General features: G+C 64.3%; 26 protein-coding genes. 20 read left to right on the top strand and 6 right to left on the bottom strand.

The genetic code is table 11. The features are described from left to right. The first annotated feature begins 3 nt into the window (after nucleotides 1–3). The 8 genes from CS1BSM3_RS17515 (at nucleotide 4) to CS1BSM3_RS17480 (ending at nucleotide 7764) form a co-directional block, all read left to right on the top strand. Nucleotides 4–867 (top strand): DUF4344 domain-containing metallopeptidase, encoded by an 864-nt coding sequence (locus tag CS1BSM3_RS17515; RefSeq protein WP_072389054.1) that lies wholly within the window; start codon nucleotides 4–6, stop codon nucleotides 865–867. A 418-nt stretch (nucleotides 868–1285) separates the two neighbouring features. Then, the gene (gene lepB / locus CS1BSM3_RS17510) at nucleotides 1286–2014 is read left to right on the top strand and encodes a signal peptidase I (RefSeq protein ID WP_072393950.1); all 729 of its coding nucleotides are present in this window, start codon (nucleotides 1286–1288) and stop codon (nucleotides 2012–2014) included. Between the two features lie 119 nt (nucleotides 2015–2133). Then, nucleotides 2134–2880 (top strand): ribonuclease III, encoded by a 747-nt coding sequence (gene rnc / locus CS1BSM3_RS17505; protein WP_072393947.1) that lies wholly within the window; start codon nucleotides 2134–2136, stop codon nucleotides 2878–2880. Continuing rightward, complete coding sequence (era, locus tag CS1BSM3_RS17500) at nucleotides 2873–3817, top strand: GTPase Era (protein ID WP_072393944.1); 945 nt, start codon at nucleotides 2873–2875, stop codon at nucleotides 3815–3817. Before rnc ends, era begins: the two co-directional genes overlap by 8 nt. A 16-nt stretch (nucleotides 3818–3833) precedes the next feature. Continuing rightward, nucleotides 3834–4286, top strand: a complete 453-nt coding sequence (locus CS1BSM3_RS17495) for a thiol-disulfide oxidoreductase DCC family protein (protein WP_072389053.1) — start codon at nucleotides 3834–3836, stop codon at nucleotides 4284–4286. Next, on the top strand, nucleotides 4283–5974 hold the full coding sequence (locus CS1BSM3_RS17490; RefSeq protein ID WP_072389051.1) for an SDR family oxidoreductase: 1692 nt from the start codon (nucleotides 4283–4285) through the stop codon (nucleotides 5972–5974). Before CS1BSM3_RS17495 ends, CS1BSM3_RS17490 begins: the two co-directional genes overlap by 4 nt. Nucleotides 5975–6079: 105 nt before the next feature. After that, nucleotides 6080–7006: an ABC transporter ATP-binding protein gene (locus CS1BSM3_RS17485; RefSeq protein ID WP_072389049.1), complete on the top strand. Its 927-nt coding sequence runs from the start codon at nucleotides 6080–6082 to the stop codon at nucleotides 7004–7006. Then, nucleotides 7003–7764 carry an ABC transporter permease gene (locus CS1BSM3_RS17480; protein ID WP_072389047.1) on the top strand — a complete coding sequence of 254 codons (762 nt, stop codon included), beginning with the start codon at nucleotides 7003–7005 and terminating at the stop codon, nucleotides 7762–7764. Before CS1BSM3_RS17485 ends, CS1BSM3_RS17480 begins: the two co-directional genes overlap by 4 nt. Here the strand turns inward: CS1BSM3_RS17480 and CS1BSM3_RS17475 are convergent. Further along, nucleotides 7715–8689 carry a LysR family transcriptional regulator gene (locus CS1BSM3_RS17475; protein WP_072389045.1) on the bottom strand — a complete coding sequence of 325 codons (975 nt, stop codon included), beginning with the start codon at nucleotides 8687–8689 and terminating at the stop codon, nucleotides 7715–7717. The two genes, CS1BSM3_RS17480 and CS1BSM3_RS17475, sit on opposite strands and share 50 nt — an antisense overlap. A gap of 113 nt (nucleotides 8690–8802) precedes the next feature. Here CS1BSM3_RS17475 and CS1BSM3_RS17470 point away from each other — a divergent pair, with 113 nt between their 5' ends. Beyond that, nucleotides 8803–9768 (top strand): tripartite tricarboxylate transporter substrate-binding protein, encoded by a 966-nt coding sequence (locus tag CS1BSM3_RS17470; RefSeq protein WP_072389043.1) that lies wholly within the window; start codon nucleotides 8803–8805, stop codon nucleotides 9766–9768. A 187-nt stretch (nucleotides 9769–9955) separates the two neighbouring features. Beyond that, nucleotides 9956–10732: a molybdate ABC transporter substrate-binding protein gene (gene modA, locus CS1BSM3_RS17465; RefSeq protein WP_072389041.1), complete on the top strand. Its 777-nt coding sequence runs from the start codon at nucleotides 9956–9958 to the stop codon at nucleotides 10730–10732. Nucleotides 10733–10854: 122 nt separating this feature from the next. Here modA and CS1BSM3_RS17460 read toward each other — a convergent pair whose 3' ends face one another. Continuing rightward, on the bottom strand, nucleotides 10855–11721 hold the full coding sequence (locus tag CS1BSM3_RS17460; RefSeq protein ID WP_072393941.1) for a lytic transglycosylase domain-containing protein: 867 nt from the start codon (nucleotides 11719–11721) through the stop codon (nucleotides 10855–10857). Between the two features lie 57 nt (nucleotides 11722–11778). Beyond that, nucleotides 11779–12906 carry a caspase family protein gene (locus CS1BSM3_RS17455; RefSeq protein ID WP_072389039.1) on the bottom strand — a complete coding sequence of 376 codons (1128 nt, stop codon included), beginning with the start codon at nucleotides 12904–12906 and terminating at the stop codon, nucleotides 11779–11781. A gap of 234 nt (nucleotides 12907–13140) precedes the next feature. Between CS1BSM3_RS17455 and CS1BSM3_RS17450 the strand changes: the two genes are divergently transcribed. The 10 genes from CS1BSM3_RS17450 (at nucleotide 13141) to CS1BSM3_RS17405 (ending at nucleotide 22915) form a co-directional block, all read left to right on the top strand. Further along, nucleotides 13141–13656, top strand: a complete 516-nt coding sequence (locus tag CS1BSM3_RS17450) for a Dps family protein (RefSeq protein ID WP_072389037.1) — start codon at nucleotides 13141–13143, stop codon at nucleotides 13654–13656. A 47-nt stretch (nucleotides 13657–13703) separates the two neighbouring features. Next, nucleotides 13704–14957 carry an NAD(P)/FAD-dependent oxidoreductase gene (locus tag CS1BSM3_RS17445; protein ID WP_072389035.1) on the top strand — a complete coding sequence of 418 codons (1254 nt, stop codon included), beginning with the start codon at nucleotides 13704–13706 and terminating at the stop codon, nucleotides 14955–14957. Nucleotides 14958–15118: 161 nt separating this feature from the next. Continuing rightward, entirely contained in the window at nucleotides 15119–15952 is an 834-nt protein-coding gene (locus CS1BSM3_RS17440) for a prephenate dehydrogenase (RefSeq protein WP_280174757.1), read from the top strand. 65 nt (nucleotides 15953–16017) lie between these two features. Then, entirely contained in the window at nucleotides 16018–16779 is a 762-nt protein-coding gene (recO, locus tag CS1BSM3_RS17435; RefSeq protein WP_072389034.1) for a DNA repair protein RecO, read from the top strand. Nucleotides 16780–16912: 133 nt separating this feature from the next. Further along, complete coding sequence (locus CS1BSM3_RS17430; RefSeq protein ID WP_072389032.1) at nucleotides 16913–18355, top strand: NAD-dependent succinate-semialdehyde dehydrogenase; 1443 nt, start codon at nucleotides 16913–16915, stop codon at nucleotides 18353–18355. 108 nt (nucleotides 18356–18463) lie between these two features. Next, nucleotides 18464–18718, top strand: coding sequence for a hypothetical protein (locus CS1BSM3_RS17425; protein ID WP_072389030.1), 255 nt, complete (start codon nucleotides 18464–18466; stop codon nucleotides 18716–18718). 81 nt (nucleotides 18719–18799) lie between these two features. Beyond that, complete coding sequence (locus CS1BSM3_RS17420) at nucleotides 18800–19753, top strand: aminotransferase class IV (RefSeq protein WP_072389028.1); 954 nt, start codon at nucleotides 18800–18802, stop codon at nucleotides 19751–19753. A gap of 438 nt (nucleotides 19754–20191) precedes the next feature. Continuing rightward, nucleotides 20192–21202, top strand: a complete 1011-nt coding sequence (gene tauA, locus CS1BSM3_RS17415) for a taurine ABC transporter substrate-binding protein (RefSeq protein ID WP_072389026.1) — start codon at nucleotides 20192–20194, stop codon at nucleotides 21200–21202. A gap of 40 nt (nucleotides 21203–21242) precedes the next feature. Continuing rightward, a complete protein-coding gene (locus CS1BSM3_RS17410; protein WP_244540550.1) occupies nucleotides 21243–22058 on the top strand; it encodes a taurine ABC transporter ATP-binding protein in 816 nt (271 codons plus the stop codon). Nucleotides 22059–22072: 14 nt separating this feature from the next. Beyond that, entirely contained in the window at nucleotides 22073–22915 is an 843-nt protein-coding gene (locus tag CS1BSM3_RS17405; RefSeq protein ID WP_072389024.1) for an ABC transporter permease subunit, read from the top strand. Nucleotides 22916–23017: 102 nt separating this feature from the next. Here the strand turns inward: CS1BSM3_RS17405 and CS1BSM3_RS17400 are convergent, their stop codons facing one another. The 3 genes from CS1BSM3_RS17400 to CS1BSM3_RS17395 all read right to left on the bottom strand — a co-directional run bounded on the left by CS1BSM3_RS17400 (nucleotide 23018) and on the right by CS1BSM3_RS17395 (nucleotide 25614). Next, the gene (locus CS1BSM3_RS17400) at nucleotides 23018–23806 is read right to left on the bottom strand and encodes a YiiX/YebB-like N1pC/P60 family cysteine hydrolase (protein WP_072389022.1); all 789 of its coding nucleotides are present in this window, start codon (nucleotides 23804–23806) and stop codon (nucleotides 23018–23020) included. A 349-nt stretch (nucleotides 23807–24155) separates the two neighbouring features. Further along, nucleotides 24156–24302, bottom strand: coding sequence for a hypothetical protein (locus tag CS1BSM3_RS28315; RefSeq protein WP_174263716.1), 147 nt, complete (start codon nucleotides 24300–24302; stop codon nucleotides 24156–24158). Nucleotides 24303–24324: 22 nt separating this feature from the next. Continuing rightward, entirely contained in the window at nucleotides 24325–25614 is a 1290-nt protein-coding gene (locus CS1BSM3_RS17395) for an OmpP1/FadL family transporter (RefSeq protein WP_072389020.1), read from the bottom strand. Between the last annotated feature and the right edge of the window lie 124 nt (nucleotides 25615–25738).

The raw sequence follows: 25738 nt of genomic DNA, 5'->3' as shown, positions 1-25738 counted from the left end.
TCCATGCGGCCGCTCAAGCACTCTGTTCTCGCGCTCGTCGTCGCAATAATCGGCTCGTCGGCATTCGCGCCGCCAACGCTGGCCGCAGCAAATGATCCGCAACCCAACCGGATCCGCATCGAGTACGTCGCGCCCAAGTCTCCCGAGAACCAGGAAATCTACCAGATCATGAAGGAGCGCCGTGCGCTCGAGAAGATGCAGGAGATCTACGGCGCCTTCAAACTGCCGAATGAGCTACTGCTGCGGACCGTCGAATGCGACGGCGTCGCGAACGCCTGGTATCAATCCGGGCGCGTGAGCCTCTGCTACGAGCTTTTGAATCAAATCTGGAAATTGATGCCGAAGGAAACGACTGCGGAGGGCATCACGCCGACGGATGCGGTCGCCGGACATTTCTTTTTTGTTTTCTCGCACGAAATGGGGCACGCCATGTTCGATATGCTGGGCGTGCCGGTATTCGGCGGATCCGAGGACGCCGCCGACAACTTCGCCACCTACATCATTCTGCAGTTCGGCAAGGACGATGCCCGCAGGCTCCTCGCCGCCGCGGCCTACTCCTATAAAAACTACCTCATGAACCCGAAGGTGACCGTGCCCGTGAGCGCGTTCTCGGACATGCACAGCCCGCCGCCGACCCGGTTCTACAATATGATCTGCCTCGCCTACGGCGCCGATTCCAATCTCTTCGGCGATTTTGTCACCAAGGGCTACCTGCCCGAAATGCGCGCCAAGGACTGCCGGAGGGAATACGGCGAGGTGCACTATGCCTTCAATACGCTCATCCTGCCGCATGTAGACAAAGCCATTGCCCAAAAAGTTCTGCACAAGGATTGGCTGCCCGAAGCGGCCCGGCCAACGCCGCGTTAGCGCGCCCGTCCCCAGCCGCCCGGCCCCGGGGCCATCGGATCCAGCCAGAACGCCCCGCCACAACCCATGCTCCACTGCGCCGCGGCCGGCGCGACCTCAAGTCGTGGGGGGTGAGGCCCGCAGTCAATTGCGCGGCCTCCCTGGAAACGCTATAGCCACACGGATGGACCGGCTGGCGCGTACCCGGCGGAGAAACCGTCGGAAGCGACGGAAGGCCACTGGGGACGGAGTTGGGGGATTCTGCGTGTACCGGCACGCGCCGATTGTGCATGACACGCGCGAGGCGCCCGGTACTAATGACGATCGAGCGCCAATCCTGGTCGGGTCGCCGACGCGGCCTGCCGCCTGAACTGATGCGTGGGAGCAGAACGACTTGAAATCAGGCACGCAGAAATCCCAGGCCGGCGGCTTCCGCGACATGATCAGCATCTTTTTGCATGCGCTGATCATAGCCTTCGTCGTGCGCGTCTTTTTCTATCAGCCGTTCAACATCCCCTCCGGCTCGATGCAGTCGACGCTGCTGATCGGCGACTACCTCTTCGTCTCGAAGCTCTCCTACGGCTATTCCAAGCATTCCTTCCCGTTCAGCCCGAACATCTTTTCGGGCCGCATCTGGGGCGCGAGCCCCAACCGCGGTGACGTCGCCGTTTTCAAGCTACCGCGCGACAACTCCACGGACTACATCAAGCGGGTGATCGGCCTGCCGGGCGACGAGATCCTGGTGCGCGGCGGCGTGCTCTTCATCAACGGCAAGGAGGTGCCACGCCGGCGCGTCGACGATTTCGTGCAGGTCGGCGAAGACGGCCGCGAGCGGCGCATTCCGCGCTACGAGGAGACGCTGCCCGAGGGCCGCAAGTACTTCGTGCTCGATGCCCGGGCGAATGGTGAGTACGACAATGTCGGCCCCTATAAGGTGCCGGAAGGCCACTATTTCATGATGGGCGACAACCGCGACAACTCTACCGACAGTCGCGACCAGTCGCCCCGCTATGGTGTTGGTTACGTCCCGCTTGAGAATTTCATTGGGCGGGCGGATATTATTTTCTTTTCCGCAGCCGTCGACGAGCCAGGACGCTTTGAGCTGACGCGTCCCTGGACATGGCCCTTCGACGTCCGTTGGAGCCGAATTTTCATGCTGGTCCGGTAACGAAGGCAGCAACATTTGAGTGATGCGCCAGGGCATCCGAACGTTCCGGCCTTCGGGCTGAGGAGGCGAGCGTGCGCCTGCAGCGGCAAGCGCCGCGGGATTCGCCACGGGGGCGCACCGTGAGCCCAACCCCGCCAGCGAAGAAGCCTGCAGAAAAGCTGAAGACGGCATCGCTCGAAAAGGCGCTCGGCTACAAGTTCAAGAGCCGGCCGCTGCTCAAGCGCGCGCTGACGCACGCGAGCGTCCGCTCCCAGCGCGAGAAAAGCGACGACAACGAGCGCCTCGAGTTCCTCGGCGACCGGGTGCTCGCCCTCGCCATTGCCGAGCTGCTCGTCGAGATGGATGCCGACGCGACCGAGGGCGAGTTTGCCCGCCGCTTCAACCGCCTCGTGCGCCGCGAAGCCTGTGCACGTGTCGCCCGCAATCTTTGCCTCGGCCCCGCGCTCATCCTTTCAGCCTCCGAAGCGGACAGCGGCGGCCGCGACAAGGATACGATCCTCGCCGATGCCTGCGAGGCCCTGCTCGGCGCCATGTTCGTGGAAGCCGGCTTCGACATCGCCCGTGACGCCGTCCGCCGCCTCTGGATGCCACTGATCGACAACGCCCCACGCACGACCGCGGACCCCAAGTCCGCCCTGCAGGAGTGGGCACAGGGCCAGGGCCTACCTCTGCCCGAATATGTCGAGATCAGTCGCGACGGTCCCGACCATGCCCCGCGCTTTACCGCCCAGGTTCGCGTCGGCCGCCACACGCCTGCCGAAGGCGTCGGTGCCAGCAAGCGCGCCGCCGAGCAGGCCGCCGCGACGGCACTTCTGCAAGCAAAAGGCGTATGGCCTGCCGAAGGCTCCGCAGATGCCCATGAGTAAGCCAAGCCGCCACGCTGCCGCCGCACAGACCGACGCCGGCACCCCCCAGCGCTGCGGCTTCATCGCCGTCATCGGCGCCCCCAATGCGGGTAAATCCACGCTCGTCAACGCGCTCGTCGGCGCCAAGGTCACCATCGTCTCGCACAAGGTGCAGACGACGCGCGTCCCCGTGCGCGGCATCGCCCTCGCCGATGCGAGCCAGCTCGTCTTCATCGACACGCCGGGCATTTTTGCGCCCCGCCGACGGCTCGACCGGGCCATGGTCGATGCCGCTTCCACGGCGGCCGGCGACGCCGATCTGATCGTGCTGCTGGTGGATGCGCAAAAGGGCGTCAACGACGATGTCGCGCGCATCCTGCGCCAGCTCGAGGGCGTGGAGCGCCCGCGCATACTCGTGCTCAACAAGATCGACCGCGTGAAGAAGGAGCAGCTTCTCGCGCTCGCCGCCGACCTCAACGCGCGCCTCGCCTTCTCGGCGACGTTCATGGTCTCGGCGCTCTCGGGCAGCGGTGTCGCCGATCTGAAGACCCATCTCGCCGCGCACGTTCCCGAAGGTCCTTGGCATTTCCCGCCCGATGACCTCTCCGATGTCCCCGAGCGTCTACTCGCGGCCGAGATCACGCGCGAGAAGTTGTACGAGCGCCTGCATCAGGAGCTGCCTTACTCGGCGACGGTCGAAACAACCGCCTGGCAGGACCGCAAGGACGGCTCGGCGCGCATCGAGCAGACCATCTTCGTCGAGCGCGACAGCCAGCGCAGCATCGTGCTCGGCGAGGGCGGCCGCACGATCAAGGACATCTCCATGCGCGCGCGCAAGGAGCTCGCCGTGCTGCTCGAGCGCCCCGTGCATCTCTTCCTGCACGTGAAGGTCCAGGAAGGCTGGAGCGACGACCCCGAGCGCTACCGCAACATGGGCCTCGACTTCCCCAAGAGCTGAGGTCAGCGGCGCATTCATGGCACGTGAGCCCTACAGCTATCGTAGCGATCCCGCCGTGCCGCCCTTTCCGGACGACCGCCCCATCATCATCTTCGACGGCAAATGCGTGCTCTGCTCGCGCTTTGCTCAATTCATCATGCGCGTGGACAAGAACCGCCGCTTTCGCCTGCTTGCGGCGCAGAAGCCGATCGGCACCGCGCTCTATGCTCATTTCGGCCTCGATCCCGAGACCTACGAGACCTTCATCCTGCTGGACGAAGGCCGCGCCTCGATACGATCGGAGGCGGCCTTGCAGATCTTCAGCAAACTCGGCTTCCCGTGGTCGCTCAGTGCCGCAGCGCGTATCATACCCCGCGCCGTGCGCGATCCGCTCTATGATTTCATTGCCCTCAATCGCCTTCGCTGGTTCGGCAGCCGCTCGGTCTGCTATATGCCCGATGCATCGGAGGCCGACCGCTTCATTGCATGAGCTCCTCACTCACAATCCTGCTCGTCGGTGGCTATGGCACGTTCGGCGGGCGCATTGTCGAGCTGCTCGAGGATGAGCCGCGCCTCAGCCTGATCATCGCCGGGCGCTCAATGGAGAAGGCCGCCGCCTATTGCCGCGGCCGCGAGAAAGCGAAGGCGAACCTCGCACCGACCTTCTTCGACCGGGATGGCAATCTCGCCGTGCAGCTCGAAGCCCTGAAGCCCGACGTGCTCATCGATGCCAGCGGCCCCTTCCAGGCCTATGGCGCGGACCGCTATCGCCTCATCGAGGCCTGCATCGCGCGCAAAGTGCACTACCTGGATCTCGCAGACGGATCGGCCTTCGTCGCCGGCGTCAATGACTTCGACGACGCCGCGCGCATGGAAGGCGTATGGGTCCTCACCGGCGTCTCGAGCTTTCCCGTACTGACGGCGGCCGTCGTGCGGCGACTTTCGTCCGGCATGGCGCGTATCGACACGATTCACGGCGGCATCGCGCCATCGCCCTATGCCGGCGTCGGCGAGAACGTGATCCGCGCCATTGCGAGCTATGCGGGGCAGCCTGTGTCGATCAAGAAGGACGGCAGGATCACGACCGACCATCCCTTTACCGAGCATATGCGCTTCACGATCGCGCCGGGTGGGCGGCTGCCATTGCGCAACACGCTCTTCTCGCTCGTTGATGTGCCGGACCTCGTCGCGCTCGCCAACTTGTGGCCGCAAGCGCGCACCATATGGATGGGCGCCGGGCCCGTCCCGGAGCTTCTGCATCGGGCTCTGGTTGCATGGGCGTGGCTCGTGCGCCTGCGTGTGCTGCCCTCACTTTCCTTTCTCGCGCCGCTGATGCACATCGCGATGAACCATCTCCGCTGGGGCGAGCATCGCGGTGGCATGTTCGTCGCCGTACAGGGTGCTGCCGCCGATGGCACGCCGCTCGAGCGATCCTGGCATCTGCTTGCCGAGGGCGCGGACGGCCCGCTCATTCCCTCCATGGCCGTGGAAGCGATCGTTCGCCGAGTGCTCGATGGTCACGTGCCGACACCGGGCGCGCGCGCTGCAGTGCGCGAACTCGAGCTCGACGACTACGAAAGGCTGTTCGAGCGCAAAACGATCTACACGGGGCTTCGCGACGATCTCGCGGTCGAGAAGGGGCCGCTCTATGCCCGACTGCTCGGCCCTGCATGGCCGGCACTCCCCGAGCCGATTCGGCAGATGCACGACCTTGCCGGCACACGCATTGCTAAGGGAAACGCGAGCGTCGAGCGCGGCACTGGCCTGCTGTCGCGCATTGCTGCCGCGATCATCGGATTTCCTAGTGCCGCCGAAAGCGTGCCCGTCCGCGTCGAATTCCGAGAGTGTGGCGGGACTGAGACCTGGACGCGGACGTTCGGGGGCAAAACCTTCTCGAGCGAGCAGTTCGCCGGCCAGGGCCGCTCGGACTCGCTGCTCTGCGAGCGCTTCGGCCCGCTGACGTTCGCCATGGCCTTGGTACTCGATGATGAATGCCTGCGGCTCGTACTGCGCCGCTGGAGCCTGTTCGGCTTACCGCTCCCTCTCTGGCTCGCACCAAGATCGGACGCCTATGAATCCGTCGAGGGCGGCCGCTTCGCCTTCCATGTCGAGATCTCACACCCTATATCCGGTCTGATCGTCCGCTATCGGGGCCGGCTCGCGATCGTCGAGGGCTAGTGTCCCTATCCGTAAGTTCGCCCACCTCGATGCCGCCTGATATGGCGAATTTCTCGATCATCACACGAGCGCCCGCTCCCGCCACAATCCATGCAAGCATGATCCATGAGCTCCATCATCACCATTAGCGCCCTCGCCAAGACGTACGCCTCGGGCTTTCGAGCCTTGAAGGGCATCAACCTGGATATCCGGCGCGGCGAAATCTTTGCGCTTCTCGGGCCCAATGGCGCAGGCAAGACAACGCTGATCAATATCATCTGCGGGCTCGTGAACCCCTCGTCGGGCAGCGTAACGGTCGACGGTCACGACATTCTGCGCGACTATCGCGCCGCGCGCGCTCTCATCGGCCTCGTGCCGCAAGAGCTCGCGACGGACATGTTCGAGACTGTGTGGGCGACCGTCAGCTTCAGCCGCGGCATCAACGGTCGCAAGGCGAACCCCGCCTACATCGAGAAAGTGCTGCGCCAGCTTTCGCTCTGGGACAAGAAGGACGCCAAGATCATGACGCTGTCGGGCGGCATGAAGCGGCGCGTCCTCATAGCCAAGGCCCTGGCGCACGAGCCGCGCATCCTCTTCCTCGACGAGCCGACCGCCGGTGTCGACGTCGAGCTTCGGCGCGGCATGTGGCAGGTGGTCCGCGAGATGCGCGAAGCCGGCGTCACCGTCATCCTCACCACGCACTACATCGAGGAAGCCGAGGAGATGGCCGACCGCATCGGCGTCATCAACGGCGGCGAGATCATCGTCGTCGAGGAAAAGGCCGAGCTCATGCGCAAGCTCGGCAAGAAGGAGCTCATGATCCGCCTCGGCGCGCCGATTTCGGAGATCCCGGCGGTGCTCGCCAACCACCCGCTGAGCCTCGCCGATGAAGGCCGCGCACTTCTCTACACATACGACGCACGCGCAGAACGTACCGGGATCACGACCCTGCTCAATACCCTGCGCGATGCCGGCCTCATGGTTACCGACCTCGAGACCCGCCAAAGCTCGCTCGAGGACATCTTCGTCGATCTTGTGAGACAATCGACATGAACCTGACTGCAGTCAACGCGATCTACCGCTTCGAGATGGCCCGCTGGGGGCGCACGCTGCTCCAGAGCATCGTCGCACCCGTCCTCTCGACGTCGCTCTATTTCATCGTGTTCGGTGCGGCCATCGGCTCGCGCGTGCCCGAGATCGACGGGGTGAGCTACGGCGCCTTCATCGTTCCCGGTCTCATGATGATGCTGCTCCTCACGGAGAGCGCATCGAATGCCTCGTTCGGCATCTATCTCCCGCGCTTCACGGGCACCATCTACGAGATCCTCTCGGCGCCCATATCGCCTTTCGAGATCGTGCTCGGATATGTCGGCGCTGCAGCGACCAAATCGATCATCCTCGGGTTCATCATTCTCGTGACGGCGAGCCTGTTCGTACCCGTGCGCATCGCACATCCCGTATGGATGCTCGCCTTTCTCGTGCTGACGGCCCTGAGCTTCAGCCTGCTCGGCTTCATTATCGGCGTGTGGGCCGACGGCTTCGAAAAGCTGCAAGTCATTCCCATGCTCATCATCATGCCGTTGAGCTTTCTCGGCGGCACGTTCTATTCGATCAACATGCTGCCGCCCTTCTGGCAGAACCTCGCGCTCGTCAATCCGATGGTCTATCTGATCAGCGGCTTTCGCTGGAGCTTCTTCGAGATCTCCGACGTCAGCGTGGGCATCAGCCTCACGATGACGCTCGTGTTCCTGCTCCTGTGCCTCACGATCGTGTGGTGGATCTTCCGTACGGGCTATCGCCTGAAGCCGTGACTTGCGCCGCTTCGGTAAGCGAACTCGTGCTTGCGGGCGGCCTCGTCGCCTGGCTGCTCGACATAGCCAGGCGCGCCTGCTCCATAAAGGCATGAATGAGCCGCAAGCGTAGCGAATCCCGCGCCCACAGCAGGCCTGTCCGCCGCACCATCGAGGGATCGGGGAGCGGCAGCTTGCGCAGCGCCAAACCCTCCGGCCAGGGCGGCGCCCAATCGGGCAGCAGCGAGACACCGAGCCCGCGATCGACCATCACCGCGATCAGCTCGAAGCCATCAAGCTCATAGCGCTCGTCGGGCCGGATGCCGTGTCTGCGCAAGTACACCTCGATGAGCTGGCTCGCGTAGACCCTGCGATCCAGCCGGATGAACGGCTCCTTCGCCAGCACGGTGTGCGCATCGCGGCACTGCATGGATACCGGCGTCAGAACGACAAAAGGCTCCACGCGCAGGACGCGCCACTCGTGCGTCTTCGGCACGGTGAACGGCGGCTCGCTGGTCACGGCGACATCGATCTCGCCGTTCATGACTTTCGGATAGAGCCCTGCCGAGTTGTCGCGAAGGATGCGCACCTCGATCCGCGGATGCGCCTTCATGAACGGAATGAGCATGTCCGGAAACATGCCCGAGAGCGTCGTCTGCATCACGCCGAGCCGAAGCTCGCCCGAAAGCTCGCCGCTCGCGGCGATCGACTTCATGTCCCGCACCTCTCCGAGCACAGATCGAGCCCGGTCGAGGATTGACGCCGCCGCCGGCGTCGGCCGTACGGCCCGACCGGAGCGGACGAGGAGGCGGGTGCCGATTTCGTTCTCGAGAGCACGGATTTGCTGGTTCACGCCGGCAGGCGTCAAATTGAGACGGCGGGCTGCCCCCGCCATCGAACCACACTCAGCGACTGCGACCAAGCTCTCGAGAAAGCGGGTCTTCATCGCAACAAAACCTATCATCTAAAAAAACAATTGCGCCCGTATTTTTTCCCATCGAGGACCGACACAATCAAGCCCGTAACGCATGAAGCGCTACATGATCCTGGAGGAAGGGCATGCAGAAGCAGCTTCTCACGGCGGCGTTCGCGGCCTTTCTTTTGTCTACACCTGCTGACGCACAGAGCTATCCGACGAGACCCATCACGCTTGTCGTCCCGTTCGCCGCCGGCGGTCCGGCAGATGTGCTCGCCCGGAGACTAAGCGAGCCGATATCGGAAGCCTTGGGCCAGTCCGTGATCATTGAAAATGTCGCCGGCGCCGGTGGCAGCATCGGTGTCGGGCGGGTGGTTCGGGCAGCACCGGACGGCTACACCGTCAGCGTGGGAAACTGGAACACGCATGTTCTGAACGGCGCAATCTACACGCTCAATTATGATCTCGTGGGCGACCTCGCACCTGTCGTCCTGCTGCCGAGCAGCCCGCAGCTCATTGTTTCCAAGGCCGCCGTGCCGGCTGCAAGCCTCGGCGAGCTCGTTGCCTGGCTGAAAGCGAACAAGGCGACCGTCGGCACGGCCGGGGTCGGCTCGGCGGGCCACGTGAGCGGCCTTTTCTTCCAGAACACCACGGGCATTCCGCTTTCCTTCGTGCCCTACCGCGGCGGCGGCCCGGCCATGCAGGATCTTATCGGAGGCCACGTCGACGTGATGTTCGACCAGTCGTCGAACTCACTCCCCAATGTCCGCGCCGGCAGCATCAAGGCTTATGCGGTGACCGCCAAGGCACGGCTGGCGGCCGCGCCTGACATCCCGACGGTCGATGAGGCGGGCCTGCCCGGCTTCTACATTTCCGTCTGGCACGGTCTGTGGGTGCCCAAGGCAACGCCACCCGAGATCATCGCCAAGCTCAACGCCGCTGTCGTGAAGGCGCTCGCGAGCGCCGATCTCCAAAGGAAGTTCGCCGAGCTCGGCCAGGACGTACCCTCCCCCGAGCAGCAGACACCGGCCGCGCTCGCCACGTTCCAGAAGGCCGAGATCGACAAGTGGTGGCCAATCCTCAGGGCGGCCAACATCAAGTCCCACTGAGCCCGCGCACCTGCACGCGGGCACGGCGGCAGCACGCCGTCTCCGGCGGTCAGCAGCCGCATTCGAGCGAAGCACGTCGAAGACAACTGGATTTCATTCGCAGGGCGGCCGGCAACCAGAGCTGCGACGCCGCAATTGATGACGACCCCTGACCCAATAGACAACTTAGTTCACTTGGAGGGATGCCATGTTCGGACGTTCGCTTGCTACGGGATTGACCGGCGCTCTCACGGGCCTCGCGCTCGCGCTGATGCCGGTCCAGACGATGGCCGCTGAGATCAAGATGCTCGGCGGATCGGCGATGCGCGCGCTGTTTACGGAAATGATGCCGCAATTCGAGAAATCTTCGGGGCACAAGGTCACGATCGAGTACGGCACGCTCGGCGCGAACATGGATCGCGTCATGAAAGGCGACGCCGTCGATCTCGTGGTCGTCACGTCGGGCCAGAACGAGCGGCTGCAGAAGGAGAGCAAGCTCGTCGCCGGCAGCCGCGCCGAGCTCGCCAAGGTCGGCTACGGCGTTTTCTACCACGCGAGCGCCGCCAAGCCCGATCTCGCCTCGGTCGACGGCTTCAAGCGCACCATGCTCTCGGCGAAGTCGATCGCACTCGGCGATCCAGCCGGCGGCGGTCCGGTCGGCGTCTACGCGGCAGGCCTGATGCAGCGCCTCGGACTTGCGGACGGCGTCAAGGCGAAGACCAAGCTGTATCCGTCCGGCACGCAGGTTGCCCAGGCCGTGGGCAAGGGCGAGAACGAGGTCGGCATCGGGCTGGTGAGCGATGTGGCTGTCACGCCTGGGCTTGCTGCCGTCCCGCTGCCGGCCGATATCCAGAACTACACGGTCTACACGCTCGGAATTCCGGCCAGCAGCAAGAACGGCGACGCTGCCAAGGCGCTCATCGCATTTCTCACGTCGACCGCATTCAAGCAGGCCCTCTCGGCCAAAGGCTTCGAGACGCCCTGAGCTCCTCGTGGTCGCCGATCTCATCGATGGTCGGCCGATGCCGGAGGCTCGCATCAAGGTTGGCCGATCAGGTGCTCGGCCAGAGCGGCGCGCCGCGCTCCCCCCCGGGCGGGTGCGCCGCTTCAATTCTTCTGCACGGTGCAGACGCCGCCGCTGCTTCGCAAGCGCACGCAGAGCTTCAGAGCATCGTCGCGCGTGTCGGCGCCGACGCGTAACGCGACCATGGCCTGCGCCCCTCGGCCCACGATCCGCGCGGGCACGTACATGGGCTCGGCATCCGCGAGCACTTTGGCATGCTGGCGCTTCAGCGTGTTGAACAGGCCGGCCACCTTGGCTTCAGAAGGGCCCGCACCAAGCTGCACGCCCCAGGGCCGCCGTGCGGCTTGCATCTTCGGCTTCCCGGCGAGTGCGACCTGAACCAGTGCGGGCGCGCGCTTGCGGCAGGAGTCCTGCAGCTCCGCGGAGGTCATTGCCGTCGGCTCGGCAGGCGTGCCGCCCGCCTCCTTCCAGCGCTCCGCGGCATGGCCGGTGATGAACTGCACGTAAGTCCGCGTCTCGGCCGGCAGCGTGCGGCTCCCCTCGAGCCAGCCGCGCACGCGATCCGGGCCCGCATTGTAGGCCGCAGCCGCAAGGCCGAAATTTCCGAACTCTTTCATGAGATCCGCGAGAAGCCGCGCGGAGTGCGGGATGGCCAGCGCCGGATCAAAAGGATTCTCGAGCCCACGCTCTTTGGCCGTCCCCGGCATGAACTGGGCAATTCCCTGCGCGCCCTTGTGGCTCACGACATTCGGCCGGAAACCGCTCTCACGCCAGATGAGGCGCACGAAGAGAGCCGGCGAGATGCCGTTGAGCTGCGCCTCCTTTTCCATCAAGGGGCATATCGTCTCGACGAGCGGGCGCTCCTGATCACTCGCGCGCACGGAGGTAGCGCCCCCGAAAGCACCGGCCAGGCTCATGACGACGAGGCTGAATAGCGACAAACGGGTCATACGCAGCATCAGCTTCAAAACTACATCGGTCCGCTGCCGGTTGCATACGGGCCGCGGCTATTTGCTCGCTGCCGCGCTCGACGGCAACCCAAGCTCGGCCTCGAGCTCGGCAATGCGCGGACGCAGCTTCGAGATTTCCTGACTCCGCCGGACCATAGCGATCTGCAGGCGGCTGATGTCCTGGAAGCTGTCCGAGCCGCTGCGCCGATGATCACGCTGAACATCGAATATGCGCCGCTGGTCATCCTGGTTGGCCTCCATGAGCTGCCGCAGCCGCTCCTTGGCCTGCGCCAGCTCGACGACCTTGCCGGTCTGGTCGGTCTTGCGCTGAAGCTCCCGCTCGAGGTCCTCCAGCCGCTTCTGCACATCGCTCGCGGCCGGCACGCCGGGTTGCACGAGCGCACCTGGCGCCGCGACGCGCTGGAAGAAGAAATCCCCTGTCAGCGATGAGTGATCCCAAGGCACCTGCCGGCCACCTGTCGCCGCCAGCACATCCTTGCGCACCTCCACCATGACCGAGGTCAGATTGCGCTCGGAGGCCCGCATGCCCTTGACCAGCGCGGCCGTGAACGGCGAATTCGTACCCGAGCCATCGAGGGCGACATTTCCGGGTTGCGTCGAATAGGCGATGAACGTACCGACGCCTGTCTGAACCTGTGCGAGGCCCTGGCTCACGCTTGCCGATCGCGTCCCCATGGAGCGCGCGAGATTGCGCGCCAGCGGATTGTCGCGGCAGGAATCGAGAAACACGAGATTGGTCTTGTTCTCGCGGTCGATCTCCATTTGCCGAAGAACGAAGTCGACGCCGACAGTCTCGAAATCGAGGTCCCGCTCGCGCTCCATGGAGGCATCGACCGGAACCAGATAGTTCCTGCCCGACACCTGCAGGGCGTGGCCCGCGTAGTAGAAGAGCGCCACATCCGCATCTCCGAGCGCGCGTGCGAAATCGCGCACCTTGATGTCGAATGTCCGCTTGTCCAAATCGAGACCGGCAATGACCTCGAAGCCCGCCTCGGCGAGCGCCTTGGCCATCTCGGTTGCATCATTGACCGGATTGGCGAGGGCGGAGCTTTTCACGTAGGCCCCGTTGCCGATCACGAGCGCCACGCGCTTCTCGGCCATGGCCGGTGCGGCAAACAAGAGGCTGGTCACCAGGGTCGTGAGCAACAGAACCGTGCGCGGCATCAGGGGCTCCCCAGGAACAGGTCGGTTTGGTCTAGGCACCGAATTCGACAGATCCAAGACGAACCGGGCAACAGCGACATCATTCCGCCCGCCGCGGGAACCGATTGAGAACAGATCACGTTCCTTTGTTCGAGAGGCCGGAAGCGGGACTTCGCCCCGCCTTTAATTGCCGCCTCGACGCGCCCAGATGATCTGACATCGATGCGCCCCCCACATCTCTGAGTGAGACCAGTTATGTCAAAAAGATCCGCAACCGAGATTCGGCAGTCAGCACTGAAGACCCCGACAAGCCTCTCCTCGAACGCCGTCAAGGACATTTCTGCCGCCATGACGACGGCGCTCGCGGATGTGTTTGCCCTCTATCTCAAGACGAAGAACTTCCATTGGCACATGTCCGGGCCGCATTTCCGCGACTATCACCTTCTGCTCGACGAGCAGTCCGAGCAGATTTTCGCCATGACCGACGATATGGCCGAGCGCGTGCGCAAGATCGGCGGCACGACGCTGCGCTCGATCGGGCAGATCTCACGCCAGCAGCGCATTCTCGACAACGACGCCGACTTCGTCGCGCCGGACGACATGCTCGCCGAGCTGCGCGACGACAACAAGCAGCTCGTCGACTCGCTGCGCGAATTGCACGATCTCACCGACGAAGCGGGAGACGTGGCGACCACGAGCCTCATCGAGAACTGGATCGACGAGGGCGAGCGGCGCGTGTGGTTCCTTTTCGAGACCCTACGAAAGGGCTGAGGCCCGTCTGTGCTCCGGGAAACCGGCCACAGGCTCGTGCGTTCTGCATGGGCGGAACACGCCCCGTTCCGCATTTCCTCGAGCAGGTCGACGTGCCGACGCCGAAGAAAGATCTGCGTGGCGGCAGGCCCCTGTGGCTCGACACGCCACGCATCGATGTCAGGTATCGCACGCGCCTGACACAGGAAACGTGCGACGTCGCTGTCGTCGGCGCCGGCATCAGCGGAGCGCTGGTCGCGCTGAGCCTCGCCGAGCATGGGCACGATGTCGTCATCGTCGACCGGGGCGAGCCTTGTCGCGGTAGCACGCTCGCCAGCACGGCGATGATCCAGTTCGAGCTGGACACGCCCCTTGTCGAACTTGCGGATCGGAAGGGCGCAGCGGCGGCGCGTCGCGCCTACCTTCGCTCGTTCGCTGCAGTGCGCACGCTCGGTGCGATCATCGAGCGCCATCACCTGAAGTGTGGATGGAAGGAGCGCCGGGCGCTCTATCTCGCCGGCAACGAGCGCGGCTGGCGCGCCTTGCAGGATGAGGCCGCGCACCGCGCGCGCATCGGCCTCCCCTCGACCTTTCTGACCAGCGCTGAAGTTGCGTCGGCCTACGGCATCGATCGAACCGGCGCGATCATCTCCGACGGCGCTGCCGAGGTTAATCCCGCGCAGCTCGCCGCTGAATGCCTGCGAACGGCACAGCGCCTCGGAGCGCGCCTCTACAGTCCACGCGAAGTCAAGAAGGTGCACCCGCATCCCCGCGGCGTCGATCTCGAAACGGGCGACGGCCCGATGATCTCCGCGCGCCGCGCCGTCTTTGCGACGGGTTATGCGGTGATCCCCGGCCTGCCCCGCGATAAGTTCGAACGCGTTTCAACATGGGCCATCGCGACCAAGCCGCTGCCTGCGGATGCTTTCTGGCCAGGGCGCTGCCTGATCTGGGAGGCGGCAGATCCCTATCTCTACGTGCGCACGACCTGGAACAACCGCATCCTGGCCGGCGGCGAGGACTCCAAGCTCAACAGTCCCGACCGCCGCGATGAGGCCACCCCGATGAAAGCCGAGCGCCTATTGGCCAAAGTGAAGGCGCTGCTGCCCGGCCGGCGGCTCGAGATCGACTATGCCTGGGCGGGCGCTTTCGCGGACAGCCCGACGGGCCTTCCCTACATGGCGCCGGCGCCGGACCTTGCAAACTGCTTCGCCGTGCTCGGTTGTGGCGGCAACGGCATCACCTTCAGTGTCATCGCGGCGGAGGTCGTGCAGGCCTGGGCGGAAGGCAGGGCCGATCCGGATGCGAAGCTCTTTCAGTAAGGCGCGACAAACCCTGCGGCGCAGCTCCGTTTGACATTCGCCGGCACGTCGGCCTATACGCTCGCCCCATGAGAACGAACGCTCATCTCGCCAGCCAGTATTACGCGCCGTCCACATAACGGCGGCCGCACTCCCATGCTCAACCGCTGCGTTTCCGGCGGTTGATCACAAATGGCGAACGTCGGCATCGCAGCTCCACTCGGAGATCCGTGATGCCCTTCAAACGAAAATCCTTCTCCACTGTCGGTATTGTCGGCTTCGGCGCGTTTGGCGCGCTGGTTGCCCGGCATTTGGCGCCGCACTGCCGCGTGCTGGCCTTCGACCTTCAGCCGCGCGATCCGGAAGGATTGCCAGTCATCTTCTGCGACCTGCCCACGGTCGCGCGATCCGACGTGCTCGTCCTTGCCGTGCCGGTCAGCGCGCTCGCTGATACGATCCGCGCGCTGCGCCCTCACCTGCAACCGGGCATGATCGTCATCGACGTCGGCTCGGTGAAGATCGAGCCCGTGCGCATCATGCGCGAGGAGCTGCCGCCGTTCGTCGAGATCATCGGCACGCATCCGCTCTTCGGCCCGCAGAGTGCCAAGGACGGCGTGGCCGGTCATCGCATTGCCTGGTGCCCCGTGCGCGGACGCTCGGCCGGGCGCATCGCGGCGTTCCTGCGCCGTGTGCTCGAGCTCGACGTCATCCGCACGACGCCCGATGTCCACGATCGCGAGATGGCCGTCGTGCAGGGCCTCACGCATCTCATCGCGAAGGTGCTCGTGCGCATGGAGCCGCTGCCGAGCCGCATGGCCACGCGCAGCTTCGACCTCATCCTGCAAGCGACCAACATGGTCCGCCACGATGCGCCGGGCGTCTACGAGGCCATCGAGCGGGCCAATCCGCACGCCGCCGCCGTGCGCGAGCGTTTTTTCGCCCTGGCCGATGAGGTGCGCGGCGCCTTGGATGAGCAGGCCGAGCTGGCGCCACCCCTCGCGGCTGCTGCTTACTGAACCGGAGCCAAGAACCGACAGCAACCCGGCTGCCTTGAGGCCTCCGACTCCTGTATATTCCCCGCATGGACTGGACCGACGAGGGAATCATCCTGGGCGTGCGGCCCCACGGCGAGACGGCGAGCGTCGTCGAGCTGCTGACGCGCGCTCATGGCCGCCACCTCGGCCTCGTCCACGGCGGGCGCTCGCGGCGGATGCGCCCCATCCTCCAGCCCGGCAACCACGTCGAAGTGAGCTGGAAGGGCCGCCTCGCCGAGCATCTCGGCCATATGGCGCTCGAAACGCGCCGCGCCTTTGCCGCCGAGGTCATGGACCACCCCATGCCCCTCGCCGGGCTCGCGACGCTGACCACGCTCGCCCGCCTGCTGCCCGAGCGCGATCCGCACCCGAGCCTCTACGAGGTCAGCCTCTTCGTTCTCGGTTATCTCGACGAGCCGGAGGTCTGGCCGGCGCTGCTGGTCCGCTGGGAGCTGGCCTTGCTCGAAGAGCTGGGCTTCGGCCTCGATCTCGCGGCCTGCGCTGCCACCGGCGCCAACGACGATCTCATCTACGTTTCGCCGAAGAGCGGCCGCGCCGTTTCCGCCTCGGCGGGCGAGCCCTATCGCGACCGCCTGCTGACGCTCCCTCCCTTCCTGCGCGGGCGCAGCCAGGGAGCTGTTTCGCAGAGCGATCTTGCTGCCGGCTTCGCCCTTACAGGCCACTTCCTGGAGACCCGCATTCTGGTCCCCCGCGGCGAGGCCCTGCCCGAGGTCCGCGGCCGCCTCACCGACATGCTCATGCGCGCCCGCAAGCCCGCCGATATCGTGGCCCTCGCCCGCAACGGGTGACAGGCAGCCCTCCTCAAAAACACGGGCCAGCGCCGTCCTGAGGCGCTATGATCCCCCTCGAAGTCGCCACCCAGGCCTGATTTGGCCCCCGGCAGGCGCACCCTATCCCCAACCAACATCCCCAGGAGGATCCATGGACAAGAAAGTCATCACACTCCTGAAGACGCAGTGCTTCATCGACGGCAAGTGGGTCGGCACGCCCGAGATCCCCGTCACGAACCCCGCCACGGGCGAGGAAATCGCCAAGGTGCCGCGCCTCGGCACCGCCGAGACCAAGCAGGCTATCGACGCCGCCGAGAAGGCCTTCAAGCCCTGGAGCCAGTTGCTCGCCAAGGAGCGCGCGGCGATCCTGCGCAAGTGGTTCGACCTGCAGGTCGCCCACGCCGACGAGCTGGCGCTGCTTCTGACCAGCGAGCAGGGCAAGCCGCTCCCCGAAGCGCGTGGCGAGATCATCTACGGCGCCTCGTTCACCGAGTTCTATGCCGAGGAAGCCAAGCGCATCTACGGCGAGACGATCCCGAGCTTCAAGCAGGGCAGCCGCATCATCGTCATCAAGCAGCCGCTCGGCGTCATCGGCGCGATCACGCCGTGGAACTTCCCGCACGCGATGATCACGCGCAAGGTTTCGCCGGCACTCGCCGCCGGCTGCACGGTCGTCGTCAAGCCGGCCACCGAGACGCCGCTCACCGCGCTCGCACTGGCTGAGCTCGCGCGTCAGGCCGGCATCCCGCCGGGCGTGTTCAACGTCATCACCGGCAAGTCCGCCGAGATCGGCAAGGAGCTGACGACGAGCCCGAAAGTGCGCGGCATCACGTTCACCGGCTCGACGGAGATCGGCAAGGTGCTCATGGAGCAGTCGGCCTCGACCATCAAGAAGGTCGAGCTGGAGCTCGGCGGCAACGCCCCCTTCCTCGTGTTCGACGACGCCGACATCGACAAGGCCATCGAAGGCGCCATGGCCTCGAAGTACCGCAATGCCGGCCAGACGTGCGTGTGCGCCAACCGCCTGCTCGTGCAGGAAGGCGTGTACGACGAGTTCGTCGCGAAGCTCGCCAAGGCCGCCTCCGCCATGAAAGTCGGCGACGGCACCGAGAGCGGCGTTCTGCAGGGCCCGCTCATCAACAAGGCGGCCATCGAGAAGGTCGAGGAGCACATTGCCGACGCCGTCTCGAAGGGCGCCAAGATCGTCACCGGCGGCAAGCGCCACAAGCTCGGCGGCACATTCTTCGAGCCGACCGTGCTCTCGGGCGTCACGTCCGACATGAAATGCGCACGCGAGGAGACGTTCGGCCCCGTCGCCCCGGTCTTCAAGTTCAAGACCGAGGAAGAAGGGATCGCCATGGCCAACAACACCGAGTTCGGTCTCGCCTGCTACTTCTACGCGCGCGACATCGGCCGCGTGTGGCGCGTCGCCGAAGGTCTCGAGTACGGCATGGTCGGCATCAACGAAGGCATCATCTCGACGGAGGTTGCGCCCTTCGGCGGCGTGAAGGAGTCTGGCCTCGGCCGCGAGGGATCCGCGCACGGCATCGATGGCTTCGTGGAGCTGAAGTACATGCTGATGGGCGGACTTTGATTTAGCGCCACCGGCGCACATATGAACGGTCGGCCTTGCTCAAGCGCGAGGCCGGCCGACGCATCGACAAGGAGAGTCTGACCGAGCCAACTCCCGGAAGGATTTGCCATGCTTGAGCAGGTAGAAACCGGAGACATGGTGTTCATCGCCGAGGGAGAGGAAGGCATCGGCGCCGTGCGGGCCGTCAACAAGGACAATTTTGTCCTCTTCGTCGAGAATGCGGGCGAGTTCGATATCCCTGGCGCGGCGATTGTCCGCGTCCATGATCGCAAGGTCATCATCAGTCCCGCACGACTTTCCCGGCGCCTGCTCGAGGCGATCGGTCATGTGCACGATCGCGAGGATCCCGATCTGGCCGGATGATTGCGCACAGCCATACTGTCGCCAGCATTCCAGAAGCGCGATAAGCTACGCACACAGGGAAGAAACGGGGAAACATCCAACATGGCCGAACGCAGCAACGTCCGCGTCGCGTGGTTCAACGGCACGTTCGTACCCGAGAGCGAGGTACGCATTCCTTTCCGTGACCTGAGCTGGGTCTACGGCGATGGCTGCTTCGACATGACCCGCAGCTTTCACCACAAGCTCTTCAAGGTGAAGGAGCATGTGGATCGCCTGTACCGCTCGCTCAAGTATCTCCGCATCGACCCGGGCTTCGGCCCCGAGCGCATGGTCGCGCTGACGGAAGAGCTCTTCGAGCGCAATCGCCACCTGCTCGGGCCTGACGACGACTACTGGGTTGGCCAGCGCATCAGCCGCGGCGTGAAGGAAGTGCCGGGCGACAATCTCGACTATCACGGACCGAATGTGGTTCTTGAATGCTCGCCGCTGCCGCTCGTGCAGCGCGCGAAGCTCTTCAAGGAAGGCATTCGCGTGATCGTGCCCTCGCACCGGCGCACGCCACCGGAGTCGCTCACGCCGCGCGCGAAGACGCACAACTACCTCAACATGATCGTCGCCAATCAGGAAGTGCAGAGCGCCGATCCCGAGGCCTGGGCGGTGCTGCTCGACACGAACGGCAATCTCGCCGAGGGCATGGGCTCGAACATCTTCACGGTGCGCAACGGCGAAGTGCTGACGCCGCGCGAAAAATTCGTGCTGCCTGGCGTGAGCCGCCAGACGGTGATCGATCTCGCCCGCGCCGAGGGTATTCCCGTCGCCGAAGCGGACATCGATCTCTACGACAGCTATGTCGCCGACGAGATGTTCCTCACCTCGACGTCGCTCTGCATCTGCCCCGTCACGAAGATCAACGGCGTCGACATTGGCCCCGCTGGCCAGGTCTGGGGGCCGATCACCAAGCGTCTCGCGGACGCCTATAGCCGCTATGTCGGCTATGACTTCGTCGCGCAGTACCTCAAGCGCTACCAGGAAGGTATGCAGGCGCGCGCGTTCTAATTCTTGCCGCGGGCTGCTGGGAAGAGGTGCTATCGCGTTCCACTGTGGTGCGTCGCGCCAAAGGCGCGCCCGAACATTTCCCGCGGCGGCCAGAGCACGAGCGCAGCAGACACGGCCGTGGGCTGCTGGGAGAACGGTGCTTGTCCCCTCTCCCCGCTCTTGCGGGGAGACGGGGAAGCTGCACGCGCTCCCTCACGTCGCCCAACAATCCTGCGATCGCCGCACGCACTGCCGGTTCATCCGGCAGAACGACTCGTCTCATTTGCTGGCAATTCGATGCGGCCCGTGTAGGATTATTGCGTCCGGCTGCGGGGAGCCGCGTCGGGGAGGAGATATGCTTTGTAGAAATTCGTCGATCCGCTCGTGTGGCGCACGCATTTTCCGCGTGTACGATCGGCCGGCGAAGCATCAATGCTCAGCATCTGTAGTGAGGCATAAATGAAGCTTAATCCGAGACTTCTGCTCTCGATTCCGATGGCTCTTGCCGTCGCCGCCAGCACCGCGGTCGCCCAGACCAAGGAAGTCACGATCGCCTATCAGGACATGATCGTGCCCTATCGCGTTGCTCAATCGGCAGGCGCAATCGAGAAGGCCACGGGCTACAAGATCGCCTGGAAGCAGTTCGCCGGCGGCGGCGACGTCATCAAGGCCATGGCGTCCGGCCAGGTTCCGCTCGGCGAGGCGGGTTCGAGCCCGATCACGGCGGCAGCCGCTCAGGGCATCGATATCCAAGTCATCTGGGTCCTCGACGACATCAACAATGCCGAGCAGCTCATCGCCTCGAAAAAATCGGGCATCAAGACGCTCGCCGACCTCAAGGGCAAGAAGGTCGCGACGCCCTTCGTCTCGACTGCGCACTATCAGCTTCTGTTCGCGCTCAACAAGGCCGGCGTGAACCCGAAGGAGATCCAGATCCTCAACCTCCGTCCGCCGGAGATCGCCGCCGCCTGGGAGCGCGGTGACCTCGATGCGACGTTCATCTGGGAGCCCGTGCTCTCGAAGGTAAAGGCCGACGGCACGCTCATCACGTCATCGGCGGACGTGGGCAAGCAGGGCGCGCCGACTTTCGACGGCATCATCGCCAACCGCGCCTGGGCGGCCCAGCACAAGGACTTCGTCACGGGCTTCGTAAAGATCATGGCGCAGGCCGACGCCGACTACCGCGCCAACCCCGGCAAGTACGCCAAGGGCTCGGACAATGCCGCCGCGATCGCCAAGGTCGTCGGTGCGAAGCCCGACGACGTGCCGGCCGTGCTCGCCGACTACGCCTTCCCGACGGCAGCCGAGCAGGCCTCCGACAAGTGGCTCGGCGGCGGTGCCAATGGCGGCGTTGCCAAGGCACTCGCGAACACCGCGCAGTTCCTGCTCGAGCAAAAGCGGATCACGGAGGTCCCGAAGGACTTCGGCAAGTTCGTGAACCCCGAGTTCGCGGCCGCGGCCGCGAAGTAAGAAGGCTCGCAGACACGCAAGAGCAAGACCGAGAGGCTCCATGGTGACGATGACACGGCCCGCCGCGGAGCGACGGTCCGCCAACGCCACGCTCGATGTGAAGGACCTCTCGGTCCGCTATGCCACCCGCGACGGGATCGTCGAAGCGCTCGCGCGGGTGAACCTCAACATGAAAGCCGGCGACTTCGTCGTCGCGATCGGCGCCTCGGGCTGCGGGAAGACGACGCTTCTCTCCTGCATGGCCGGCTTTCTCACACCTTCCGATGGCGAGATCCTGCTCGACGGCGCACCTGTCGAGGGCCCCGGCGCCGATCGCGGTGTCGTCTTCCAGAAGCACGCGCTCATGCCCTGGCTGAACGTGATCGACAATGTCGCGTTCGGCCTCAAGATGCGCGGCGTCTCCAAGGAGGAGCGCTACGCCATCGCGCGCGAAAAGCTCGGGCTCGTCGGGCTCGGCGACTTTGCCGAGAAGATGATCTACGAGCTTTCGGGCGGTATGCAGCAGCGCGTCGGCATTGCGCGTGCGCTCGCCTCGGACCCCGAAGTGCTGCTCATGGACGAGCCGCTCGGCGCGCTCGATGCGTTGACGCGCGAGCAGGTTCAGGAGCTCATCCTCGACGTGTGGCACCGCACGGGCAAGATGGTGTTCTTCATCACGCATTCCGTCGAGGAGGCGATTTTCCTCGCAACGCGCCTGATCGTGATGACGCCGCGGCCGGGCAAGATCGAGAAGAGCTACGACCTCGATTTCGGCCGCCGCTACATCGGGACAAAGAACGCGCGAACGGTGAAGGCGAGCCCGGATTTCATTGCCATGCGCGAGCAGGTTCTCGCCGACATCCAGCGCCGCGACTGACGAGGATCACCACCATGGCCGTGAGCGAAGCTACATCGGTTGCAGCGACGCCCCCGCGACGCGTCCGCACGAGCCGCTACCGCGTCCTCGGCGAAGGCTCGACGCTCGCCATCAACGTCGTGACCATCGCCGTGCTGCTCGGCGCCTGGTGGATCGCGACGCATATGGGCTGGGTGAGCCGGCTGTTCCTGCCCAAACCCGAAGCCATCTGGAGCGCCTTCATCCAGGCCGTGAACGGCGACCTCGACGATGCGACGCTGTGGGGACATTTCCTCGCGAGCATGGGCCGCGTGTTCAGCGCCTTCGCGCTCGCCGTCGCCCTCGGCATTCCGATCGGCATTCTCATGGGCACGAGCCGCATAGCGCGCGGCATCTTCGATCCGCCCATCGAATTCTATCGACCGCTGCCGCCGCTCGCCTATCTGCCGCTGATGATCGTGTGGTTCGGCATTGGCGAGGAATCGAAGATCATCCTGCTGTTCCTCGCGATCTTCGCCCCCGTTACGCTCGCGGCCCGCGCCGGCGTGCGCTCGGTCTCGCAGGAGCAGATCCAGGCCGCGCTCTCCATGGGTGCCTCGCGCGCGCAGGTCATCCGCCACATCATCATGCCGGGCGCGCTGCCTGAGATCCTCGTCGGCTTGCGCATCGGCATGGGCGTCGGCTGGACGACGCTCGTCGCCGCCGAGATGGTCGCGGCCGATGCAGGCCTCGGCAAGATGGTGTTCAATGCCTCGAACTTCCTGAGGACCGATGTCGTGATCCTCGGCATTCTGCTGATCGGCGTCGTCGCCTTTGCCTTCGAGCTGCTCATGCGCGCGTTCGAACGTTGGGCCGTGCCCTGGAAGGGGAAGGTGTGAGCGCTGCTGTCCCAGGCGACTGCAATTGAATTCGGCCTTGGGCCAACAGCAGTCGAAGGATCGGAACTCGAAGCATCCGGAAGATGCTGCATCGCGGCTCCACTAGTTTTGGGGCTGTCCATACTGGGAGCGTTCGCCGTAGACGACCTGCACCATCGAGCTGTTGATCAGCTGCTTAGGAGAGAACGGGAGAGTGCGCTTGGAGCGACTGTTCTCGTCAAGGGATTTACCCGCTGCCTTCATCACCGCGTACCAGATGAGCTTGCTGCAGTAAAATGACTTGTCATCGAGTAGATCCGAGTTCGACAAATCATAGGGCTTCTTTAGGTCGGCTTGCGCTGAGGCCACTGAGACCACTTCCGAAACCTCTTTGGGCGTAAGACCCTTAAATCGACCAACCCAGAACACATCATTGTCAGACCACTCTGACACCCATTCTTCCAGCTCGGTGGATATAACCCCCGCATCCTTATTCGCAGCCTCAACCACAAAGATCTGGTTGCCTTTTTTGTTCACAATAGCAACATGGCCAACGGATAAACGCAGCGTATCGAGAACCCAGTCTCCAAATGAGTCAGATTTCCGTTTGCCCTGTTTGAGATGCGTCGAGATCGTTGGGCTCAAGTCCAGCATCTTTGACCAGGCATCCTGATCGCCAAAACTAGGGTTGGGCTTCAGTGCTCTGTTTATCTTGAGCACCTCCAGATCGACTTTGTATGGTATAGAACGAGTCTTGTCGCCAACCCAGATGAGGTCACCGTGCCTCAATTTTATATTTTTTGGGAAGTTGGAAGCCCTTGCTTGATTAGTATGTGCGAATGTCACCCCTCCGACTATGGTTGCAATAATAAGCAAGTTTTGCGCCAGCACGCGCATTTTTTGCATTATCATATAAGTATCTCCACAATAGCTTGGTCACTTGCACCTTAGTCGCCTTGCCCTCTGCGACCCAGCTACCTGCTCGCCTCAATGTTGCGCTCGCTTGGTGTTGATTGCACGTTCACCGAGACACAAAGAGGGCGTGCCGCAAGTGACTAAAACGCGTCTGCTTCGAGCAATCTGCAGTGGTAAAGGATAGGCAAGGTACCAGCAGCAAAGCCCATCGACCAGCACCCACGACCCAAGTTTTTGCAGATGTGGCGAAGCGCGCTGTCCTCCGAGCCACAGCCGCCGGGTCGAGGGTTTGAGGGCTGCTACGGGCCAGAAGCGGCCATTCAAACTGAGGCTCTAACGCGCCGCTCTACTCCAGATACCGCTTCTCCAGCATGGCGAGCACGCCATTGTGGCCGTTCGCGAGCTGCGTGACGCCCAGATCCGCCGCAAGGCTGCAGAGCATGTAGGCATCATCGCGCGAGAGCCCCTTCTTCTCGCCGAGCCGCTTGATCATGTCGCGCAGTGCCGCGCGACGCTTACTTCAACCCGGGTTCCCCGCCCCACTTCATGGTGAGGCCCACCGAGAAGACGTCCACGCTCGAACTCGTCTTGGCGAAAAGCGTGGGCGGGGTGCCGGTCGTCAGATTGCGCTCCAGCGTCGCGTCCTGAACGAACACGTGGCTGTAGCCGAAGTTCATCGCCGTCATCTCGCTGAACCGATAGGTACCGCCGACGCTCACCCAGACACGGTCGGCATCGGGGATCTGCACCAGCCGCTCCGTCGGGTCCTGCACGGGCGAAATCTCGTAGGCGGCGCCGGCGCGCAGCGCGAGCTTCGGACTGACATTCCATTCGCCGCCGAGCGCGAAGAGCCAGCCGTCGTGCCACTGGAAGTCCAGCTTGAGGCCGACCGGGTCGATCGGGATCACGCCAAGCGCGCTCCACCGCGTCCATTCGACCGTGCCCATGACGCGGAACGCGGGACTCACCTCCTGCGCGAAGCTGAGCGTGACCTTGTCGGGCGTGGTGACGTCGGCCGAGATCGGCACCGAACCGCCACCGACCGCCGGGCCCTTGAGACTACCGTCGAGAGAGTGCTTGATCGACGAGCGATAGCCGAGGCCGATCGACGTGCCGGGGTTCGGCCTCCAGTTGATGCCGGCGGTGAACCCGAGCGCGATATCATCGCCGGAAAGCGTATTGCTCACGTCCGTCGGCGAAGGAAGGTTGGAAGCCGACCGCAGATGCATCAGATCGAGCAATTGCACCTGGAGACCCACGCCGACGGAGAGGCCGGGCGCGACCTCGTAGGACATCGACGGATTGACATTGATGCTGAACAGCTTTGCCGAGCGCGCGTGGAGCTGGCCGATCCATTCCCGATTGTCGGGCTTCGTCGAGGAGCCGAACTGGGAGTTCATGGCGAGGGCGAACACGGTGCGGCTGTCCAACCGGTAGGCCATGTAGCTGGCCGGTACCAGCACGGCGCCACCAATGCCGACCGAGCAGTCGAAGGTGCCGCAATCGACGCCGGGTGGCACTCCGGTCAGCCCGGTAGCGTTGATCTGCGATTTGACGTTGATGAGCGAATAGCTCGAGTCGGTAACCAGCCCTGGGCCCACATAAGCGGAGGCTGCCGGGTTCCAGAAGATGGACGAGAGGTTGCTGCCGCCTGCGGCGGCGCCAGCGAACGACATACCCTGGAAGTAGGAGGACTGCTCGCGGACCTCGAAACCACCGGCCATGGCCGGCCCACTCACGCAGAACACCGCAGTAGCCGTGGCCGACGCGCGCAGCACGGCCTTGAACCCACCAACGCGATACATGTGCTTCCCCCGACTGACCGACTCCGGTTTGCCCGGTATTATCGATGCAACGCCTGGAGCGAGAGACATACGCACTCGATCCAGCAGAGAGCTTATCCTGCTCGCCCGAGCGCCGTGTCGCTGA

The sequence above is a fragment of the Hyphomicrobium sp. CS1BSMeth3 genome, from assembly GCF_900117415.1.
Classification (GTDB): Bacteria; Pseudomonadota; Alphaproteobacteria; order Rhizobiales; family Hyphomicrobiaceae.
Note: the sequence above shows the minus strand (reverse complement) of the source record. Positions and strands in the feature narration are given on the sequence as shown.

Excerpts from the sequence above, each read along its gene's own strand:
- CS1BSM3_RS17425 (WP_072389030.1), top strand. The coding sequence starts at position 18,464 with ATGCTTGAGCAGGTAGAAACCGGAGACATGGTGTTCATCGCCGAGGGA.
- CS1BSM3_RS17410 (WP_244540550.1), top strand. The coding sequence starts at position 21,243 with ATGGTGACGATGACACGGCCCGCCGCGGAGCGACGGTCCGCCAACGCC.
- CS1BSM3_RS17515 (WP_072389054.1), top strand. The coding sequence starts at position 4 with ATGCGGCCGCTCAAGCACTCTGTTCTCGCGCTCGTCGTCGCAATAATC.
- modA (WP_072389041.1), top strand. The coding sequence starts at position 9,956 with ATGTTCGGACGTTCGCTTGCTACGGGATTGACCGGCGCTCTCACGGGC.
- recO (WP_072389034.1), top strand. The coding sequence starts at position 16,018 with ATGGACTGGACCGACGAGGGAATCATCCTGGGCGTGCGGCCCCACGGC.
- CS1BSM3_RS17460 (WP_072393941.1), bottom strand. The coding sequence starts at position 11,721 with ATGACCCGTTTGTCGCTATTCAGCCTCGTCGTCATGAGCCTGGCCGGT.
- CS1BSM3_RS17495 (WP_072389053.1), top strand. The coding sequence starts at position 3,834 with ATGGCACGTGAGCCCTACAGCTATCGTAGCGATCCCGCCGTGCCGCCC.
- CS1BSM3_RS17450 (WP_072389037.1), top strand. The coding sequence starts at position 13,141 with ATGTCAAAAAGATCCGCAACCGAGATTCGGCAGTCAGCACTGAAGACC.
- tauA (WP_072389026.1), top strand. The coding sequence starts at position 20,192 with ATGAAGCTTAATCCGAGACTTCTGCTCTCGATTCCGATGGCTCTTGCC.
- CS1BSM3_RS17400 (WP_072389022.1), bottom strand. The coding sequence starts at position 23,806 with ATGATAATGCAAAAAATGCGCGTGCTGGCGCAAAACTTGCTTATTATT.
- CS1BSM3_RS17485 (WP_072389049.1), top strand. The coding sequence starts at position 6,080 with ATGAGCTCCATCATCACCATTAGCGCCCTCGCCAAGACGTACGCCTCG.
- era (WP_072393944.1), top strand. The coding sequence starts at position 2,873 with ATGAGTAAGCCAAGCCGCCACGCTGCCGCCGCACAGACCGACGCCGGC.
- CS1BSM3_RS17470 (WP_072389043.1), top strand. The coding sequence starts at position 8,803 with ATGCAGAAGCAGCTTCTCACGGCGGCGTTCGCGGCCTTTCTTTTGTCT.
- CS1BSM3_RS17455 (WP_072389039.1), bottom strand. The coding sequence starts at position 12,906 with ATGCCGCGCACGGTTCTGTTGCTCACGACCCTGGTGACCAGCCTCTTG.
- CS1BSM3_RS17490 (WP_072389051.1), top strand. The coding sequence starts at position 4,283 with ATGAGCTCCTCACTCACAATCCTGCTCGTCGGTGGCTATGGCACGTTC.
- CS1BSM3_RS17395 (WP_072389020.1), bottom strand. The coding sequence starts at position 25,614 with ATGTATCGCGTTGGTGGGTTCAAGGCCGTGCTGCGCGCGTCGGCCACG.
- CS1BSM3_RS17405 (WP_072389024.1), top strand. The coding sequence starts at position 22,073 with ATGGCCGTGAGCGAAGCTACATCGGTTGCAGCGACGCCCCCGCGACGC.
- lepB (WP_072393950.1), top strand. The coding sequence starts at position 1,286 with ATGATCAGCATCTTTTTGCATGCGCTGATCATAGCCTTCGTCGTGCGC.
- CS1BSM3_RS28315 (WP_174263716.1), bottom strand. The coding sequence starts at position 24,302 with ATGATCAAGCGGCTCGGCGAGAAGAAGGGGCTCTCGCGCGATGATGCC.
- CS1BSM3_RS17420 (WP_072389028.1), top strand. The coding sequence starts at position 18,800 with ATGGCCGAACGCAGCAACGTCCGCGTCGCGTGGTTCAACGGCACGTTC.
- CS1BSM3_RS17430 (WP_072389032.1), top strand. The coding sequence starts at position 16,913 with ATGGACAAGAAAGTCATCACACTCCTGAAGACGCAGTGCTTCATCGAC.
- CS1BSM3_RS17445 (WP_072389035.1), top strand. The coding sequence starts at position 13,704 with ATGGGCGGAACACGCCCCGTTCCGCATTTCCTCGAGCAGGTCGACGTG.
- CS1BSM3_RS17475 (WP_072389045.1), bottom strand. The coding sequence starts at position 8,689 with ATGAAGACCCGCTTTCTCGAGAGCTTGGTCGCAGTCGCTGAGTGTGGT.
- CS1BSM3_RS17480 (WP_072389047.1), top strand. The coding sequence starts at position 7,003 with ATGAACCTGACTGCAGTCAACGCGATCTACCGCTTCGAGATGGCCCGC.